Origin of the sequence: Hamadaea tsunoensis DSM 44101, from assembly GCF_000428945.1 — a bacterium.
In the GTDB taxonomy this organism is placed as follows: Bacteria; Actinomycetota; Actinomycetes; order Mycobacteriales; family Micromonosporaceae; genus Hamadaea; species Hamadaea tsunoensis.
Genome location: NZ_AUAX01000029.1, coordinates 44603 through 61071, shown reverse-complemented (window position 1 = coordinate 61071; position 16469 = coordinate 44603). Strand labels below are relative to the sequence as shown.

Sequence of the window (16469 nt, the reverse complement as noted above, 5' to 3'; positions counted from 1 at the left end):
CCCGGCATGGCGACGCCACCGCGGGGCCGGCCGGCCCACGAGAAGGACACGAGAAGCAACCGAGAAGGACTCGTCATGGATTTGCAGCTGACCGGCAAGACCGCGATTGTCACCGGCGCGGGCAAGGGCATCGGACTCGCGATCACGAAGGCGCTGGCTGGCGAGGGCGTCCACGTCACCGCGGGGGCCCGTCATGTCACCCCCGAACTGGCCCAGCTCGCCGCCGACGGGCGCGTACACCCGGTGGCGGTCGACCTGTCCACACCGGACGGCCCGGCGACCCTGGTGGCCGAGGCGACCTCCGCCACCGGCGGCCTCGACATTCTGGTCAACAACGTCGGCGCCGTTCAGCCGCGTACCGGCGGGTTCCTGTCCGTCACCGACGACGACTGGATCTCGACGCTGACCATCAACCTCCTCGCCGCAGTACGCACCACCCGCGCGGCCCTGCCCGTCCTGCTCGACCGGGGCGCGGGGACCATCGTGACGGTGGCCTCGGTGAACTCGCGGCTGCCCGATCCGCTCGTCATCGACTACAGCGCCGCGAAGGCCGCCCTGCTGAGTTTCAGCAAGGCGTTGTCGAAGGAGGTGGGGCCGCGCGGTATCCGCGTCAACACCGTCAGCCCCGGGCCGGTCAGCACATCACTGTGGCTGGGCACCGAGGGCGTCGCGGCGACCGTCGCCCGCGCAGGCGGCGGTGACCCGGAAGCGGTGGCGCGGCAGGCCGCCGGGCAGTCCGCGACCGGCCGGTTCACCCGACCGGAGGAGGTGGCCGACCTCGTCCTGCTGCTGGCCGGCGGCCGAGCGGGAAACGTGACCGGCGCCGACTTCATCATCGACGGCGGCCTGATCACGAGCCTGTGACCAATGCCCCCTGGTACGCGGGCGGCGCGGCCGCGGCGAGACTGGCCCGGACCCGCTCAAGATCGGGATGGCCGAGCTCGACGAGGATCGCCTCCGCCGCCCGCCAGTGCTCCGCGGCGGCCCTGCCGTCCGCGTAGGCCTGCCACGCGTCGCCCAGGTGCATCAGCGTCTCGGCCTCGCCGTACCGTTCGCCAACCTCGCGACACATCTGCAGCGCGCGGCCGAGGAACTCGATGGCGACCCGGTGATCACCGAGACGGTGGTGGGCGTAGCCGATACTGTCCAATGTGGCCGCCTGGCCGTGCCGGTCGCCGAGCCGCTCGAAGATCGCCAGCGCCGCCGTGCAGTTCCGCAGCGCCGTGGCGAAGTCGCCGAGGTGCGCGTACCCGAAACCGGCCTCGTTGAGCGCCTTGGCGTACCCGTTGTCGTTGCCGTCGGCCCGGTAGAGGTCGCCGGCCAGCTCGCAATGGCGCACCATCTCGGCGTACCGGCCCTCGTGCACGTAGGTGCGCGCGATCCCGCGGTAGACATGGCCCTGCTCCGTGCGGTCGCCGGTGCCGTCGAAACCGGCCAGGGCGAGCGTGAACTGGGCACGTGCCTCGTCGTGACGACGCACCTGGGTCAGCGCGTGCCCGAGGCCGCGGTACGCGCCGGCCAGGGCGGCCCGGTCGGCGCCGCGCTCGGTCGCGAGCAGCGCGTGGCGGCGGGCCGCGACCCAGTCGTGCCAGTGCCCCTGCCGGTGCAGGAAGGCGTCCAGGCGGTCGGCGAGGGACCGCGTCTCGACATGCCGGCCGTCCCGGGCGGTCCGTTCGATCAGCGCGGTCAGCACGGCCCGCTCGGCGGTCAGCCAGGCCAGCGCCGCGGGTTGATCCGCCATCGGCTCGTCGACGACGTGACCGTCGACCGGCGGCCGGTCGAGCCGCGCGGGTATCCGCTTCGGCAGCAGCAGGTGGTCCGCCCGCGACACCGCGCGCAGGTAGTACTCGACGATCCGCCGGCCGGCGAGATCCGACTCGGCCACCCCGTCGACCGTCTCGGCCAGCTCCGCCGCGTACGCCGCCAGCAGCTCATGGAACCCGAACCGGCCGGGTGAGGGCTGCAGGAGCAGGTGGGCCGCGGTCAGTTCGGCGAGCAGCGGCCGCACCTGCCGGACCGGCGCACCGACCAGGCTCGCCGCCGCGGCCAGGCCGACATCCGGTCCGGCCAGAGTGCCCAGGAGCCGGAACAGCCGCGCGGCCTCGGGGCTGAGCGTCCGGTACGACCAGGAGAACGTCGCCCGCACGTTGGTACCCGCGTCGGCGCCGCTGAACGCTTCGAGGCTGCCGTGCGCCTCCCGTAACTCCGCCGCGGAGACGGCCAGGGGAAACGCGGGATTCGTGACGGCCCGGGCCGCCACAATGGCCAGCGCCAGCGGCAGCCCGGCGCACAGCGTGACGATGTGCTCCACGGCCTCGGGCTCCGCGGCCACCCGGTCGGCGCCGAGCCGGCGGGCGAGGAAGTCACGGGCCTGGTCGGCGGGCCACACGTCCAGCGTCAGCGACTGCGCGCCCTCGGCGGCGACCAGCCCCGTCATCGCGTTGCGGCTGGTGACGATCGCGAGGCAGCCACCCGCCCCCGGCAGCAGCGGCCGCACCTGCTCGACGTCCCGGGCGTTGTCCAGCAGGACCAGCATCCGGCGGCCGGTCAGCAGGCTGCGATAGAGCGCCGCCTGGGCGTCCACCTCGACCGGGACGTTCTGCGGGGCGACGCCGAGCGCGTCCAGGAAACCGCGCAGCGCCTGCTCCGGACGCATGACCTCCGGCTCCGCCGAGAATCCGCGCAGATTCACGTACAGCTGGCCGTCGGCGAACTGATCGGCGACTTGATGCGCCCAGTGCACCGCGAGGGTCGTCTTCCCCACCCCCGCCATGCCGCCCACGGCACCGATCACCACCGTCGCCGCCGCGTCACCGCCGGCATGCAACGACAGCGCCCGGGCCAGTTCCGTCCGGCGGCCCACGAACGACGCCGGATCCGCCGGCAGCTGCGCGGGCCTCGGCCGTTGCACCGGCGCGACCGCGGCATCCGTTCGCCCGGCGTCACGCCGCAGGACCGCCGCGTACGCCGCGGTCAGCTCGGCGCCCGGATCGACACCGAGATCGTCGGCCAGCTGCTCGCGGACCCGCTGAACGACGGCGAGCGCCTCGGCCTGCTGACCGGCCGCCGCCAGCGCCAGCACCAGACCCGCCTGCAACGGCTCGTCGAGCGGGGCCCGCACCGCGGCCTCCCGCAACAGCGGCAGCAGCCGATGCACCTGCCCGGCCTGGACACCCGCCTCGGCGGCGTACCTCGCCGTGGCCAGGTACTCCCGTTCCAGCGCCGCGAAAACCGGGTGCGCGCGGACATCGGCGTCCAGGCCCGCCGCGCACACGCCATGCCACAGCTCCAGCGCCTCCGCGTACAGCGTGGCGGCGCGGCCGGCGTCGGACGCCTGGCGCGCCTGCCGGTTCAACGCACGGAACCGCAGCACGTCGACCACGTCGCCGTCGACGTCCAGCCGGTAGCCGCCGGCCGAACGCAGCAGCCACCGGCCCGCCGACCGCACCGCCAGATCCGGCTCCAGCAGCCGGCGCAGCACACCGACGTGCCGGTGTACCACGTTCACCGCGGTGCCCGGCGGGTCCACTCCCCAGAGCACATCCACGGCCTGGTCCAGGCTGACCGGCTCACCCGCCCGCGCGACCAGCAACGCCAGCAAAGCCCGCTGCTGCGGCGCCCCCAGATCGATCTCCTCGGCGCCGCGCCACGCCCGTACCGGTCCCAGCACCGCGAACCGCAGCTCGTCCCGTGACATGACAACCCCACCGCCTCATCCAGCAACAGACTTGGAGTCACCTCAGATCGCCGCCCAACACGATCACGCGTACGCGGGGACGAAGCGTCCCGGCGCGGTGTGCGTACGGATGAAAATCGCGGACGATCGCGGTGACCTCGCGGTGTCGACGCTAGGCAACCAACCGGCGAGCTCGCCTACGTCAGATGACGTATTTCTGCGCCCCGGCCCCTTGGAGGCGTGGCCTGCCGCGTACGCGTCACCTGCATGATCAAGAGCCGGGGAGCTGCAAGAATCGGGCCGCCTGCACTCAAGCCGAACACCCCGGCGGCCGGTGATCATTTACCGCCATGACGGCAGTCCCGGCCCCAGCATCGTGATCAAATACCGTCAATACGGCATGAAAGCGCTCTCTTGCCACGATAGCGGTATTCGATCAAGAGAATCGGCATCGCGGTGCCGTCATAGCGGTATTCGATCTCGACGATCGACCCACAGCCTCCCTGTGGCCAGAAGGCGTTCTCTACAGCAGTTCGCCGGGGCAGCCGGCGTGTCGGCCGCAGCCGTAGCAGGTGTGGCGCAGGCAGCCCGTGCAGATCCCGAGGTTCTCCAACCTGAACCGGTCACCGCAGGTCGAGCAGTACTCACGGCCGTGGAGCAGGGTGATCCAGCCGTCCGCCCCGCCGTTGTACTCGTACGAGGCGGTGACGAACTCCGCCAGGCCGGCATCGTACGCCGGAGCCGCCGGGTCGCCGATCCGGTAGTTCATCCCCCAGCAGTAGACCGCGAAGTACGTCATTCCCGTGGTGAGCAGAGCCTGATCGCGTCCACCCGCGACCCACGCATCGCGCAGCCGCCGGACCCGCTCGTCGAACGGCTGGAAGCCGCCGGGCATTGTCCGATCATCGGTCACGACGTCATTGTGGCCGACGAATTTGTGGCCGACGAACCCCACCGCGCGTACTGCCGGTGGAGTAGGCGCGGATGCCGCCACCGGGCGGACGCGGTCCCGCCGCCGATGCGCGAGGCTGTCCCCCATGCGAACCATCGACCGTGCCGCCTACCGGATCGCCGCGCTCCTCGTCGGCGCCGGCCTGTTCCACCTGGCGGTGTTCCTGGTCGCCGGCGGGCCGTGGGAAGGCCCGGTCTCCTGGCGCAAGCCGGCGACGTTCGGACTGTCGTTCGGCCTGACGCTGGCCACGATCACCTGGGTGACCTCCTACCTGCGGATCTCCCCGCGGCTGCGGACCATCCTGCTCGCCGTCTTCGCCGCCGACTGCGTGCTGGAGGTCCTCGGGATCACCGTCCAGGCCTGGCGCGGCGTACCGTCGCACTTCAACATGTCGACCACGATCAACCGGTCGGTCGCGATGACGCTCGCCTTCGGCGGCGCGGTGCTCGTCGTCGTGCTGGTCGCCTTCGCCGTCAACGCCCTCCGCCACCCGCCGGACGCCCCGGCCGGCATGCGGCTCGCACTACAAGCAGGGTTCATCACGCTGCTCATCGGCCTGGCGTCCGGCGCCGCCATGATCGCCCGCGGGGTCGTGCTCACCAACACCGGGCACCAGGAACTCGCGTACCGGCTGGGAGGGTTCCTCAAGCCGGTGCACGCGATCAGCCTGCACGGCGTACTCGTGCTACCCGCGCTCGCCGCGATCCTCGCGCGCCTGCCGTGGCCGGAAGCGCGCCAGGTCCGCGTCGTCGCCCTCGCCGCCGGCGGCTACGGGCTCGCGATCGTCATCGCCCTCACCATCTGCCTGTACGCGCTATAGCCGAAGACGAGTTCGACGACGACTGTTGCGAGTTCCGCGTACGCCCGGAGCAGATCATCGGCCGCTGGTGACGGCGCTCAGCTCCTCAACCGGTGCGTCCCGGAGCCTGCGATCGAGCGTGTAGCCGCGCTGGAGCAGTACCGCAAGGAGCATGAGCACCGCCGGGACCGCCCCGAACCCGAGCCGGATCATGTCGTGCGCCAGCGGCGTCTGCGCGACGTCCTCGTTCACGGTCGAGCCGACGAATCCGCCGATCGCCAGGCAGGCCGAGAAGATGTACGGGCCGAGCGCCCCGCCGGTCGCCTCGGCGGCGGTCCATACTCCCGTGTACGAGCCCGCTTTCGCGGGGTCGGCGGCGCGGACGACGTCGGGGAGCATCGAGAACGGCAGTAGTTGCAGGGCGGCGAACGAGATGCCGAGCACCGCGACGGCCGTGATCAGTACGCCGAGGCCGACCGACCGGCCGAGCGCCAGGATCACGCAGCCGAGCACGAACGCGAGCTGGGCGGCGAGCAGGCCGGTCTGCTTGCCGATGTGGCGGGCGACGCGTACCCAGAGCGGGGTGGCCAGCAGGGCCGGGGCGACGAACGCGGCGACCAGCACGGTCGTCAGTTTCGGGCGGCCGAGCTCGTAGACGGCGTAGTACGGGACGGCGGCCAGGACCAGGTGCGAGGTCGTGGACATCGTCAGGTAGCTGGTCACCAGCGGCCGGAACTGCTTGTCCCGCAAGGATCCCAGCAGCGCGCGCAGGCCCGGGGCGGCGTGGCCGTCCGTGACCGGTGCGGGGGCGGCGGTGTCGAGCAGCCGGACTCCGCGTACGCCGATCAGCATCGTCGCGAGCATCCCGGCTGCGAGCAGGACGCCCATGTACGCGTACCCGAGATGGTCGGAGAGCTGGGGAGCCAGGACGCCGCTGAGCAGGATGCCGAGGGTGAGCACGACCATGCGGAAGCCCATGAGGCGGGTGCGCTCGTGGTAGCCGATCGCGAGATCGGCGGGGGTGGCCAGGTAGGGGACCTGGAAGAGCGCGAAGGCGAGGTTGCCGGCGATGAACGCGACCGCGACCCACACCGCCGCCGGTACGCCGACCAGCCCGCCCGGCACCGCGAAGATCAGTGCGAAGCCGGCGGGCAGCAGGCAGCCGAGGAGCATCAGGCGGCGCCGGTGGCCGCGGCGGCGGCGGTCGGCGTCGGACAGGCGGCCGACCCACGGGTGCAGCAGGACGTCGGCGATCTTCGGCAGCAGCAGGGTGAGACCGGCCGCGAGCGGGCCGACGCCGAGCCCGTCGGTGAGGAAGAACAGCAGGAGCAGCCCGGGTACGGTGACCCAGATGCCCATGCCGAGCGAGCCGCCGGCGAAGGCCAGCAACCCGGCGCGGGGCAGGCGGCGCTCGTCCACGGCGGCTCCGATCTCGGGAACACTAATCCAACAGTTGATGGATTGTAGGGCAGAATGGCGGGCATGACCATGGACGGCAAGCGCGGGCCCGGCCGGCCGCGGCGTACCGAGCAGCGCGACACGCGCGAGGCCATTCTCACCGCGGCGACGGCCCTGTTCGCCCGGCGCGGCTACGACGCCGTCTCGCTGCGGGAGGTCGCCGCCGCGGCCGGCGTCGACGTGGCCACCGTGCACCATCACGCCGGCGCCAAGGCCGCCCTCTACCGGGCCTGCTTCGCCCGCGTCTTCACCGCCGAGAGCGAGGCGCTGTCCGGCGCGGTCGCCGCCGCGCACGAAGGTCTGCGCTCGGGCCGCGAGGAGGCGTTCGCCCGGCTGCACGCGCTGCTCGACGTGTTCGTCGACTTCCTGGAGCGGGTGCCCGAGACCACCTCCCTCTGGCTGCTGCGCTGGGCCGAGCCCGACCTGCACGCCGACCTCGACGTCGCGTACTCGCTGCCGCTGTACCGCGCGGTCGAGGACGTGCTCGTCGCCGCGGGCGCCCTCGGCCTGCTCGACGAGCCGTCCCCGCACATCGCCGTACGCAGCCTCGTCTGGTCGGTGCACGGGCACGTGGTCGGGGTCGCCGCGGGCGAGGACGAGCGGGTCGAGTTCCGCGCCTTCGTGCACCGCTGGCTCGACCGGATGTACCGGGCGGGTTGACGCCTCCCGGGTCGGCGGGCCATTATCCAACACACGTTGGATTTCGTACCACCGCTGCAAGGAGGTCGACCGTGACGGTCGCGGTCATCGGCGCCGGCCCCTCGGGCCTGGCCACCCTCAAGGCCCTCGCCGACCGCGGCGTGCCCGCCGTCTGCTTCGACCCCGGCGAGCGCGTCGGCGGCCTCTGGGTCATCGGCGGCCCGCACTCGTCGGCGTACCGGACGCTGCACCTCAACACCAGCAAGGGCCGCACCGAGTTCGCCGACCACCCGATGCCCGCCGGCTGGCCGGACTACCCCGACCACGCGCGCGTCGCCGCGTACCTGCAGGACTACGCCCAGACGCACGGCCTGCTCCGGCACGTCCGGCTCCAGCACACCGTCGAGCAGGTCCGCCGGGTCGGCGAGCGCTGGGAAGTCACCGTCCGCGGGCCTTCCGGCACTTCCACCGACGTGTACGCGGCGGTCATCGTGGCCAACGGGCACAACAGCGTCCCGAAGACGCCGACCTATCCGGGCCAGGCCACCGTCGAGCAGATGCACAGCCACGACTACCGCGATCCGGCGCAACTGACCGGCAAGCGCGTACTCGTCGTCGGCGGGGGCAACTCGGCCATGGACATCGCGGTCGACTCCTCGTACGCCGCCGACAGCACCCTGATCTCGCTGCGCCGAGGCGTCTGGATCGTGCCGAAGTACCTGCTCGGCAAGCCGTCCGACACCCTCAACGGCGCGCTCGCGAAACGGCTGCCGTGGCGGCTGCGCCAGCGGATCAGCCAGACGACGTTGCGGATGGCCGTCGGCAAGCCGAGCCGGTACGGCCTGCCCGACCCCGCGCACGGCTTCCTGCAGGACCACCCGACCCTCTCCGACAGCCTGCTGTCGCGCATCAGCCACGGCGAGATCGCGCCCCGGCCCGGCATCAGCTGGGTGGACGGCACCACGGTCACCTTCACCGACGGCAGCTGCGAGGACGTCGACCTCATCGTCTGGTGCACCGGCTACCGCGTCGACCTGCCGTTCCTCGACCCGGCCCTGCTCGGCGCGGGCCCGGAGACGCTGCCGCTCTACCGGCGGGTGTTCCACCTCGACGCGCCCGGCCTGATGTTCGTCGGCCTCATGCAGTCCACCGGCGCCGCCCTGCCGGTCGTCGAAGCCCAGGCCCGGCTGGCCGCCGCCCACCTCGCCGGCACGTACGCGCTGCCGACCCCGGCCGAGCAGCGCGCCGACTGCGCCGCCCAGCTCGCCGCCGCCCGGGACCGGTGGGGCGACCGGCGACCGGCGATGCGGATCGACTTCGACGCGTACATCGACCTCGCCGCCCGCGAACTGGCCGCGGGCACCCGCCGCGCCGCCGACCACCGCGGCATCCTCTGGAAGGACCCCGCATGAACACGTTGACCGGTCGGCGCGTCATCGTCACCGGAGCCGCCGGCACCTTCGGGCGCCTCCTGTGCGACCGGTTCACCGCCGCCGGCGCCCGCGTCGTCGGACTCGACCTGCGCGACGGGGACGTGAACGGCGTACCGGTGCTCGGCTGCGACCTGACCGACAGCTCCGCGTCCGCCGCCGGCGTGGGGCGAGCCGTCGATCAGCTGGGCGGCCTCGACCTCCTGATCAACAACGCCGGCGTCGGCGGCCCGGCCCCGGCCGAGTACGCGCCCGGCGAAGCAGCCCGCCGCCAGCTCGAAGTCAACCTGATCGCGGCCTGGAACACGACCGCCGCCGCGATGCCCGCCCTGGAAACCGCCCGCGGCCGGGTGATCTTCGTGTCGAGCCGGATGGCCGTGCTCCCCCTCCCGCTGGCCGCCGCCTACGGGGTGAGCAAGCGGGCACTGGCCGCGTACGCCGACGCCCTGCGCCTCGAAGCCGGTACGCACATCGGCGTCACTGTCGTCTACCCCAGCATGGTCGAGTCCCCGATCCACGACGCGACCGTCCAAGCAGGACTGTCCCTCCAGGGCGTCTCCCGGTACGAACCGGCCGCCGGCGTCGTCGACGCGATCGTGAAGGCGGCGACCTCGCCGAAACCGTTGCGGGACGTGGCGACCACGTCGCGGGGACGCTTCGAGATGGCGATCGCCCGCCATTTCCCCCGGGTCGCCGGGGCCATGGTGCGGCGGACCATCGCGGCCCGGATCGCGGCGGGAGATCTGAACAATGCGCCACTGGCGGCGGGAATGATCCGCCGCCACACCGCGAAGTAGCCGTCCAAGGAGTGCTGTCCGCCGACGAACAACGGCCGGCAGCATGCACGTCTATGCGATGATGGCCGTGCCTGGGCGAGCGCGCTCTGCCGCGGTCGCCTCCGGCATGCGCGCTGTGACATCGGCGCCTCGGGCTGCCCGATCCGAAGGAGAAGCACCATGCGACTTCGCCGATTGGGTCCTGCGCTGCTGCCGCTGGCTCTGGCCGCCTGCAATCCGACCGCCGACGTCGGTGCCGCGCCGAGTCCGCATCAGATCCCGTCGACCGCGGTCATCATCGACAAGTCCGTTGTCGAGGCCGGGAACACGTTGACGCTCTGGCTCGAACAGCCCAGCCCGGCGACGATCAACACCTGCTGGCACCTGACGGAGACGCAGCCGGACGGCGCCGAGTCCAGCATCTCCGCCTGCGGCAGCCGCTCGACAGCCTCTGCGTCGCGGCTGTTCGACGCGATCGTCGGTATCTCAGGATGCGACCACGTGTCCGCCGTCTCGGTACGCCGTCCCGGAGACGCGGAGGGCGAGACCTTCAAGGCGATCCTCGGCATCTTCCTCGTTCCGACGACCTCGTCGCTGTCGACCTCGGATCGCCTGTCCATCGCCTGCGGCGAGGCCGCCGACGCCGGACCCTACGCTGATGTTCGGGTTGCTTGAGGGGCGCCTGACCTCGCAAGGCGCCGCCTAGATCACCTGCCGACCGTCAGATGCTGAGGCTCTTGGCCATGATGTGCTCGCGACGCAGACCGTCGGACATGAGATCGCCGGGCTCCCCCGTGTCGCGGAATCCGTTCCGTTCGTAGAGCGCCTGGGCGTTCTCGTTGCCTTCCGTCACGGCCAGCCGCAGCGTCCCCGCGCCGGCCTGCCGCGCCCACTGCCCGACCGCCTGCACGAGGTGGTCGCCCACACCCTGACCACGGCCGGCCGGTGCCACATACATCGAGATCAGCTCGACGACGCCGTCCAGTTCTGTCGGCACCCCGCTGGCCATCCCGACGGGCTGCCCGTCAAGCAACGCCACGATGTTGTACGAGCCGGGGATGGCCAGCCGATCGCGCCACCGCTCCTCGCGGTCGCCGTCACCCTGCCAGTCCGCCAGCCTGGAACCGAAGGCGTACGGCGCTTCCGTCAGCGCGGTTAGCCGCAGCTCGCGCCAGATCTTCCAGTCGCCCTCGGCGAGCACAAGCGTTTCGATCACACCGCGAAGAGTGCCGCAGGTCGCGCAACCAGGCAAACTACTTTCCGCGGCGAGCGGGAGATCGCCGGTTGCGCGGACGGGCGGCGGTGTCACGGAATTCCCTTTTCGGTCCCGGGACACGCCGGGGACCTAACACGACCCGCCGCCCTTGGCCGCGCGATCCTCGAGGGGTAGCTCAGTCCGGCCTGTCCGCCGACACCGTAACCGGGCGGTACGACAATCCGATCTCGGTTGCCGAGCGCCCAATGGCGCCCCAGAATCACCCTCGATGAGCAGCGACGTTTCGTGGACCTACGACTCGGCTCGCACGTTTCGTGGCCGGCTGCAACGCGGGCTGGGCAAGGCGGCCTACCGGGCTCGGTTCGATCCCGCCGCCGGCGATCTCGTCTGGGAGTGCCTGCGCCGCGACCACCGGTGGGACTGGCAGGTCGACGACCGTGACGTCTACCTCGCCCGGCTGGTACGCGATCTCCACCTCGACATCGCCGGGCTCGACCGGCAGCTGCGCGCCTGCGGCCCGGGCGGATCGCACGACGAGCCTGATCCGAACGACGTGGACAACCAATTCGACCTGGCCCAAGGCGTCCTGACCACGCTCGCCCTCGGCGGAGACCCCGACGCGCGGACGCTGCTGCGCGCGTACGTTCGCGATGGCCCGCGCTGGGCCGACACCCTCACGACCATCAGCCACTCATGGCCACGGGACTGGTGGGACGACCTCTGGGAGGTGGCCGCCGAACGTCTTGAGCCGAGCACGGTGTTCCCGCACGAGCGGCCATGGGAGTCGTGGCGCGGCCGGGATGCGCGCATCGACGCCATGTGCGGGTCCTGGCCGGTGAGAGCCGCTCGACGTCGGCAATGCTTCGCCGATCTTTCCACGGACCGCCTTCTCACTCTGCTGACCGACGCCGACCGGCCGAAGGCGCTGGCCGTCCTGAGAACTTTGCGTCGTCGCGAGCCGGCACCGCAGCTACTGTCCATCTTAGACAGAATTGACCTCAGCCTGCCGTTGCACAGCGTCCTGCGCGCGCTGGGTGACATCGCGCTCGGCCACGCCCGCGGTTGGGCTCGCGACCACGGCCATCCGCTGGCCTGGACCGGGATGACCATCCTCGCCGAACACGGCGGCGAGGAGGACGTCGAGCAGCTGTTCCGATCGGTGGAGTGGCTCCGGTCGCGTGACGGCGACCTGTGCGGCTTCGACACCCTCACCGCGGGGCTGGCCAGGATTCTCGGTCCTGGCACGTCGGCCGCCCACACGGAAGCCGTACGCGTCACCGGCCGCCTCCTCACGACGTCGCCGCACTCCTACGAGCGGGCCGCTTACCTGCGCAGCCTGCTCATCCTCGACCGGGACCGGGTGACCGGACTGCTGCCGACCTGCCTCCTCGACTGCGAGCCCGGCGTCCGGCTGCTCGCCGCCGAGCACGTCGACAGCGGATCGCCCCTGGCTCAACAGTTGCTTGCCGAGTTGCGCGACGACGCGTTGGAGAATGCCGAGGTACGCGCGGCCGCCGGCGTACGCCTGGCTTCGGATACGCCGCACGTCCCCTGATCCGGAGTGAGAGCAGACACGGATGCCCGGAAAGGAACATCATTCTTGCCGTCGTGGCGTCATTTTCCAGACATCCGTCAAGATCCACCCTCGCGAAGCCGGTCAGCCCATGATCGAGACGGCCGCGCGCCGGTCCAGGATTTCCGGACCGGCGCGGGATCGGCCCGTCAGAACTCGTCGTCGAAGCTGACGGTCCCGGTCACCCCCACCTGGTACGCCGACACCCGCCGCTCGAAGAAGTTCGACAGCTCCTGGACGTCCTGCAGTTCCATGAAGGCGAACGGGTTGCGGCTGCCGTACATCGGCTCGATGCCCAGCAGCGCCAGCCGCCGGTCGGCCACGTGCTGCAGGTATTCGCGCATGTCGGCCGGTGACATCCCGGACACGCCCTGCTCCAGCAGATCTTCGGCGAACTGGACCTCGCACTCGACCGCCTCGGCCAGCATCGCGCGTACCTCGTCGCGCATGCGGTCGTCGAACAGGTCGGGCTCCTCGGCGCGGACGGTGTCGATGACGTCGAACGCGAACGCCATGTGCATCGACTCGTCGCGGAACACCCAGTTCGTGCCGGACGCCAGCCCGTGCAGCAGCCCCCGCGAGCGCAGGAAGTAGACGTAGGCGAAGGCGCCGTAGAAGAACAGGCCCTCGATGCACGCCGCGAAGCAGATCAGGTTGAGCAGGAACGCCCGCCGGTCGTCCCGGGTGGACAGTCGGCGCAGCTCGAACACGGAGTCGATCCAGCGGAAGCAGAACTCCGCCTTGCGCGCGATCGACGGGATGTTGTCCACGGCCGCGAACGCCGCCGTGCGCTCGTCCTCGTCCGGCACGTACGTGTCGAGCAGGTTCAGGTAGAACTGGACGTGCACGGCCTCCTCGAACAGCTGCCGGGACAGGTAGAGCCGCCCCTCGGGCGAGTTGACGTGCTGGTAGAGGTTGAGCACCAGGTTGTTCGCCACGATCGTGTCGCCGGTGGCGAAGAACGCGACCAGCCGCGACACCAGGTGGCGTTCGGCCGCCGACAGCTTCGCCAGGTCCGCGAGGTCGGAGTGCAGGTCCACCTCCTCGACCGTCCACGTGTTCTTGATCGCGTCGCGGAACCGGTCGAAGAACCGCGGGTAGCGCATCGGCCGCAGGGTGAGGTCCATGCCGGGGTCGAGCAGCGCGTGCGTCTGGCCGACGGCACGGGTGGGTGACGAAACGGTGGTCACTGGCAGGCCTCGCAGACTTCGGGGTTCTCGAGCGTCAGCGCCACCACGGGCGCCATGGAAAGAGCCGGGCCGGCAAGGGACGGGCTGGCAACGGAAGGAGCAGGAGCAGCCTGGGCGGGCAGCACCGCCACGGTCGCCTGCTGGATCCGGGTCGCCGGCCGCGAACGCAGGTAGTAGGTCGTCTTCAGGCCCGACTTCCAGGCGTACAGGTACATCGAGGAGAGTTTGCCGATCGTCGGCGCGCTGAGGAACAGGTTCAGCGACTGCGACTGGTCGATGAACGGCGCCCGCGCCGCGGCCAGGTCGATCAACGCCCGCTGCGGCAGTTCCCAGGCCGTGCGGAACAGTTCGCGGACCTCGGCCGGCAGTTCGGCCAGGTCGGCCACCGAACCTTCGGCCCGCTTGATCCGCTCGCGGACCGGGGCGGTCCACAGGCCGCGGTCCTTGAGCTCGCGTACGAGGTAGGTGTTGATCTGCAGGAACTCGCCGGACATCGTCTCGCGCTTGAACAGGTTGGACACCTGCGGCTCGATGCACTCGTAGCAGCCGGCGATCGAGGCGATGGTCGCCGTCGGCGCGATCGCGATCAGCAGCGAGTTGCGCAGCCCGTGCTCGGCGATCTGCGCCTGGACGGCGCTCCACCGGTCGGGCTGGCCCAGCGCCGCGCCCCACAGCTGCGGGTGCAGCTCACCGCGGGCGGCACGGGTTTCCGCGTACGCCGGATGCGGGCCGAACCGCGCGGCGAGCTCGACGGAAGCCTCCAGCGCGGTCAGGAAGATCTCCTCCTGGACGGCGGTGGACAGCTCGCGGGCGGCGTCGGAGTCGAACGGCAGCCGCAGGGTGAAGAACGCGTCCTGCAGGCCCATCAGGCCGAGGCCGACCGGCCGCCAGCGCGGGTTGGACGCCTCGGCCTGCTGCGACGGGTAGTAGTTGATGTCGATGACCCGGTCGAGGAACACCACCGCCGTACGCACGGTCGCGCGCAGCTTCGCCCAGTCGACGCCGTCGGCGGTGACGTGCGCCCCGAGGTTGATCGAGCCGAGGTTGCAGACCGCGGTCTCCTCGTCGCTGTTGACCTCGAGGATCTCGGTGCACAGGTTCGACAGGTGGATCACGTTGCCCGGCGCGCCGGTCTGGTTCGACAGCCGGTTCGCGGCGTCCTTGAACGTCATCCAGCCGTTGCCGGTCTGGGCGAGCGTACGCATCATCCGGCCGTAGAGGTCGCGGGCCTTGACGGTCTTCACGGCCTTCTTTTCCGCCGCCCGGTACGCCGCCTCGAACTCCTCCCCCCACAGGTCCGGCAGGTCCGGGGCGTCGGACGGGTCGATGAGCGACCATTCGCCGTCGGCCTCGACCCGCCGCATGAACTCGTCGGGCAGCCAGTTGGCCAGGTTCAGGTTGTGCGTACGCCGCGCGTCCTCGCCGGTGTTGTCGCGCAGCTCCAGGAACTGCTCGATGTCCGGGTGCCACGGTTCGAGGTAGACGCAGGCCGCGCCCTTGCGCCGGCCGCCCTGGTTGACGGCGGCCACCCCGGCGTCGAGGGTCTTGAGGAACGGCACGATCCCGTTGGACGTCCCGTTCGTCCCGCGGATCAGCGCGCCCCGGCCGCGTACGCGCGACCACGAGATCCCGATCCCGCCGGAGAACTTCGACAGCCGCGCCACCTGGTGGTACCGCTCGTAGATCGAGTCCAGTTCGTCGCGCGGCGAGTCGACCAGGAAGCACGACGACATCTGGGTGTGCCGCGTGCCGGAGTTGAACAGGGTCGGCGAGCTGGGCAGGTAGGCCAGGCTCGACATCAGCCGGTAGAAGCCGATCGCCTCCTCGGCGGTCGACGACAGCCCGCACGCCACGCGCAGCAGCCAGTACTGCGGCGTCTCGACGACCAGCCGGGTCTGCGGGTGGCGCAGCAGGTAGCGGTCGGCGACCGTGCGTACCCCGAAGTATTCGAACCGCAGGTCGTTGGACTCGTCGACGGCCGCGTCGAGCTCGGCGGCGTGCCGGGCCACGAAGTCGGCCGTCGTGTCGCCGATCAGGCCCAGCTGGTGTCCGTAGCGGATGGACTCGCTGAACGCGGCCACGCCCTGGTCGCGTACCTCCTCGGCGACGTAGGCGACCAGCAGCCGGGCGGCCAGCTTCGAGTACTGCGGCTCCTCGCCGGTCAGCTCGGCGGCCGTCTGGATCGACAGCCGGTCCAGCTCCGCCGTCGACGCGCCGTCGTACAGGCCGTTGATCGTCTTCGTCGCGACCCGCAGCGGGTCCACCTCGTCCAGGTCGCCGGCCCACCGCTCGACCGCCCGCACGATCTTGTTCACGTCGACCGGCTCCAGCCGGCCGTCGCGTTTGCGTACCTGCATCACGTGGTCATTCCCCCTCGTCGTCGCCACAGCGGTCGCCGGGCGCGCAGGGGGACGCCGCCGGGCCGGCGCATGGCCGGACCCAGCTGCGGCGTCGGCCGTCCCGCGCGGCCTTCGACCACCGCGTGCCGTCCGGCACGCGGTGCGCTGGCAGGTCTTCGGACTCGCGGGCGAAGACTCTTTCGAGTCGCCTACTGGCCGTCGCTTCCCAGGCCGGCGGCCCAGTGCTGTTGACGGCGGTCGTTCCCGCTCACCGCTGCGGGGCAGTCCCGGATTCGCACCGGGTTCCCTCTTGCCTCGACCAGATCGGCCGAACCAGCAACACGCACACCATATATGGGGGCACCCTCTTCGTTCAACACAACATGCTGTGGCGGCGTGTCGCGCTTGCCGACCGAGGCGT

At 71.2% G+C, this 16469-nt stretch carries 13 protein-coding genes and 1 riboswitch; of the genes, 7 read left to right on the top strand and 6 right to left on the bottom strand.

The features are described from left to right. The first annotated feature begins 75 nt into the window (after positions 1–75). Complete coding sequence (locus G401_RS0132555) at positions 76–864, top strand: oxidoreductase (protein ID WP_027345771.1); 789 nt, start codon at positions 76–78, stop codon at positions 862–864. Here G401_RS0132555 and G401_RS0132550 read toward each other — a convergent pair. Together G401_RS0132550 and G401_RS0132545 are read right to left on the bottom strand one after the other, a co-directional pair. Beyond that, complete coding sequence (locus G401_RS0132550) at positions 851–3697, bottom strand: AfsR/SARP family transcriptional regulator (RefSeq protein ID WP_027345770.1); 2847 nt, start codon at positions 3695–3697, stop codon at positions 851–853. The two genes, G401_RS0132555 and G401_RS0132550, sit on opposite strands and share 14 nt — an antisense overlap. 502 nt (positions 3698–4199) lie before the next feature. Continuing rightward, entirely contained in the window at positions 4200–4589 is a 390-nt protein-coding gene (locus G401_RS0132545) for a hypothetical protein (protein ID WP_157546661.1), read from the bottom strand. A gap of 124 nt (positions 4590–4713) precedes the next feature. On the opposite strand from G401_RS0132545, the gene G401_RS0132540 reads away from it, so the two are divergent. Continuing rightward, the gene (locus tag G401_RS0132540; RefSeq protein ID WP_034593843.1) at positions 4714–5448 is read left to right on the top strand and encodes a hypothetical protein; all 735 of its coding nucleotides are present in this window, start codon (positions 4714–4716) and stop codon (positions 5446–5448) included. Between the two features lie 54 nt (positions 5449–5502). Here G401_RS0132540 and G401_RS50030 read toward each other — a convergent pair whose 3' ends face one another. Continuing rightward, positions 5503–6846: an MFS transporter gene (locus tag G401_RS50030; protein WP_157546660.1), complete on the bottom strand. Its 1344-nt coding sequence runs from the start codon at positions 6844–6846 to the stop codon at positions 5503–5505. 63 nt (positions 6847–6909) lie between these two features. Between G401_RS50030 and G401_RS0132530 the strand changes: the two genes are divergently transcribed. The 4 genes from G401_RS0132530 (at position 6910) to G401_RS0132515 (ending at position 10405) form a co-directional block, all read left to right on the top strand. Next, a complete protein-coding gene (locus tag G401_RS0132530) occupies positions 6910–7545 on the top strand; it encodes a TetR/AcrR family transcriptional regulator (RefSeq protein ID WP_027345767.1) in 636 nt (211 codons plus the stop codon). Between the two features lie 71 nt (positions 7546–7616). Beyond that, on the top strand, positions 7617–8936 hold the full coding sequence (locus G401_RS50025) for a flavin-containing monooxygenase (RefSeq protein ID WP_051367473.1): 1320 nt from the start codon (positions 7617–7619) through the stop codon (positions 8934–8936). Then, positions 8933–9751, top strand: a complete 819-nt coding sequence (locus G401_RS0132520) for an SDR family NAD(P)-dependent oxidoreductase (protein ID WP_051367472.1) — start codon at positions 8933–8935, stop codon at positions 9749–9751. The genes G401_RS50025 and G401_RS0132520 overlap by 4 nt, the downstream gene beginning before the upstream one ends. A 159-nt stretch (positions 9752–9910) precedes the next feature. Continuing rightward, a complete protein-coding gene (locus tag G401_RS0132515; RefSeq protein ID WP_157546658.1) occupies positions 9911–10405 on the top strand; it encodes a hypothetical protein in 495 nt (164 codons plus the stop codon). Positions 10406–10451: 46 nt separating this feature from the next. On the opposite strand, the gene G401_RS0132510 is transcribed toward G401_RS0132515, so the two are convergent. Beyond that, entirely contained in the window at positions 10452–10946 is a 495-nt protein-coding gene (locus G401_RS0132510) for a GNAT family N-acetyltransferase (RefSeq protein ID WP_027345764.1), read from the bottom strand. A 268-nt stretch (positions 10947–11214) separates the two neighbouring features. Here G401_RS0132510 and G401_RS0132505 point away from each other — a divergent pair, with 268 nt between their 5' ends. Continuing rightward, positions 11215–12501, top strand: a complete 1287-nt coding sequence (locus tag G401_RS0132505) for a hypothetical protein (protein ID WP_027345763.1) — start codon at positions 11215–11217, stop codon at positions 12499–12501. 167 nt (positions 12502–12668) lie between these two features. On the opposite strand, the gene G401_RS0132500 is transcribed toward G401_RS0132505, so the two are convergent. Next, positions 12669–13646 (bottom strand): ribonucleotide-diphosphate reductase subunit beta, encoded by a 978-nt coding sequence (locus G401_RS0132500; RefSeq protein ID WP_245601913.1) that lies wholly within the window; start codon positions 13644–13646, stop codon positions 12669–12671. Positions 13647–13705: 59 nt separating this feature from the next. After that, positions 13706–16096, bottom strand: coding sequence for a ribonucleoside-diphosphate reductase subunit alpha (locus G401_RS50020; protein ID WP_051367471.1), 2391 nt, complete (start codon positions 16094–16096; stop codon positions 13706–13708). Between the two features lie 102 nt (positions 16097–16198). After that, positions 16199–16401: riboswitch (cobalamin riboswitch) on the bottom strand. Between the last annotated feature and the right edge of the window lie 68 nt (positions 16402–16469).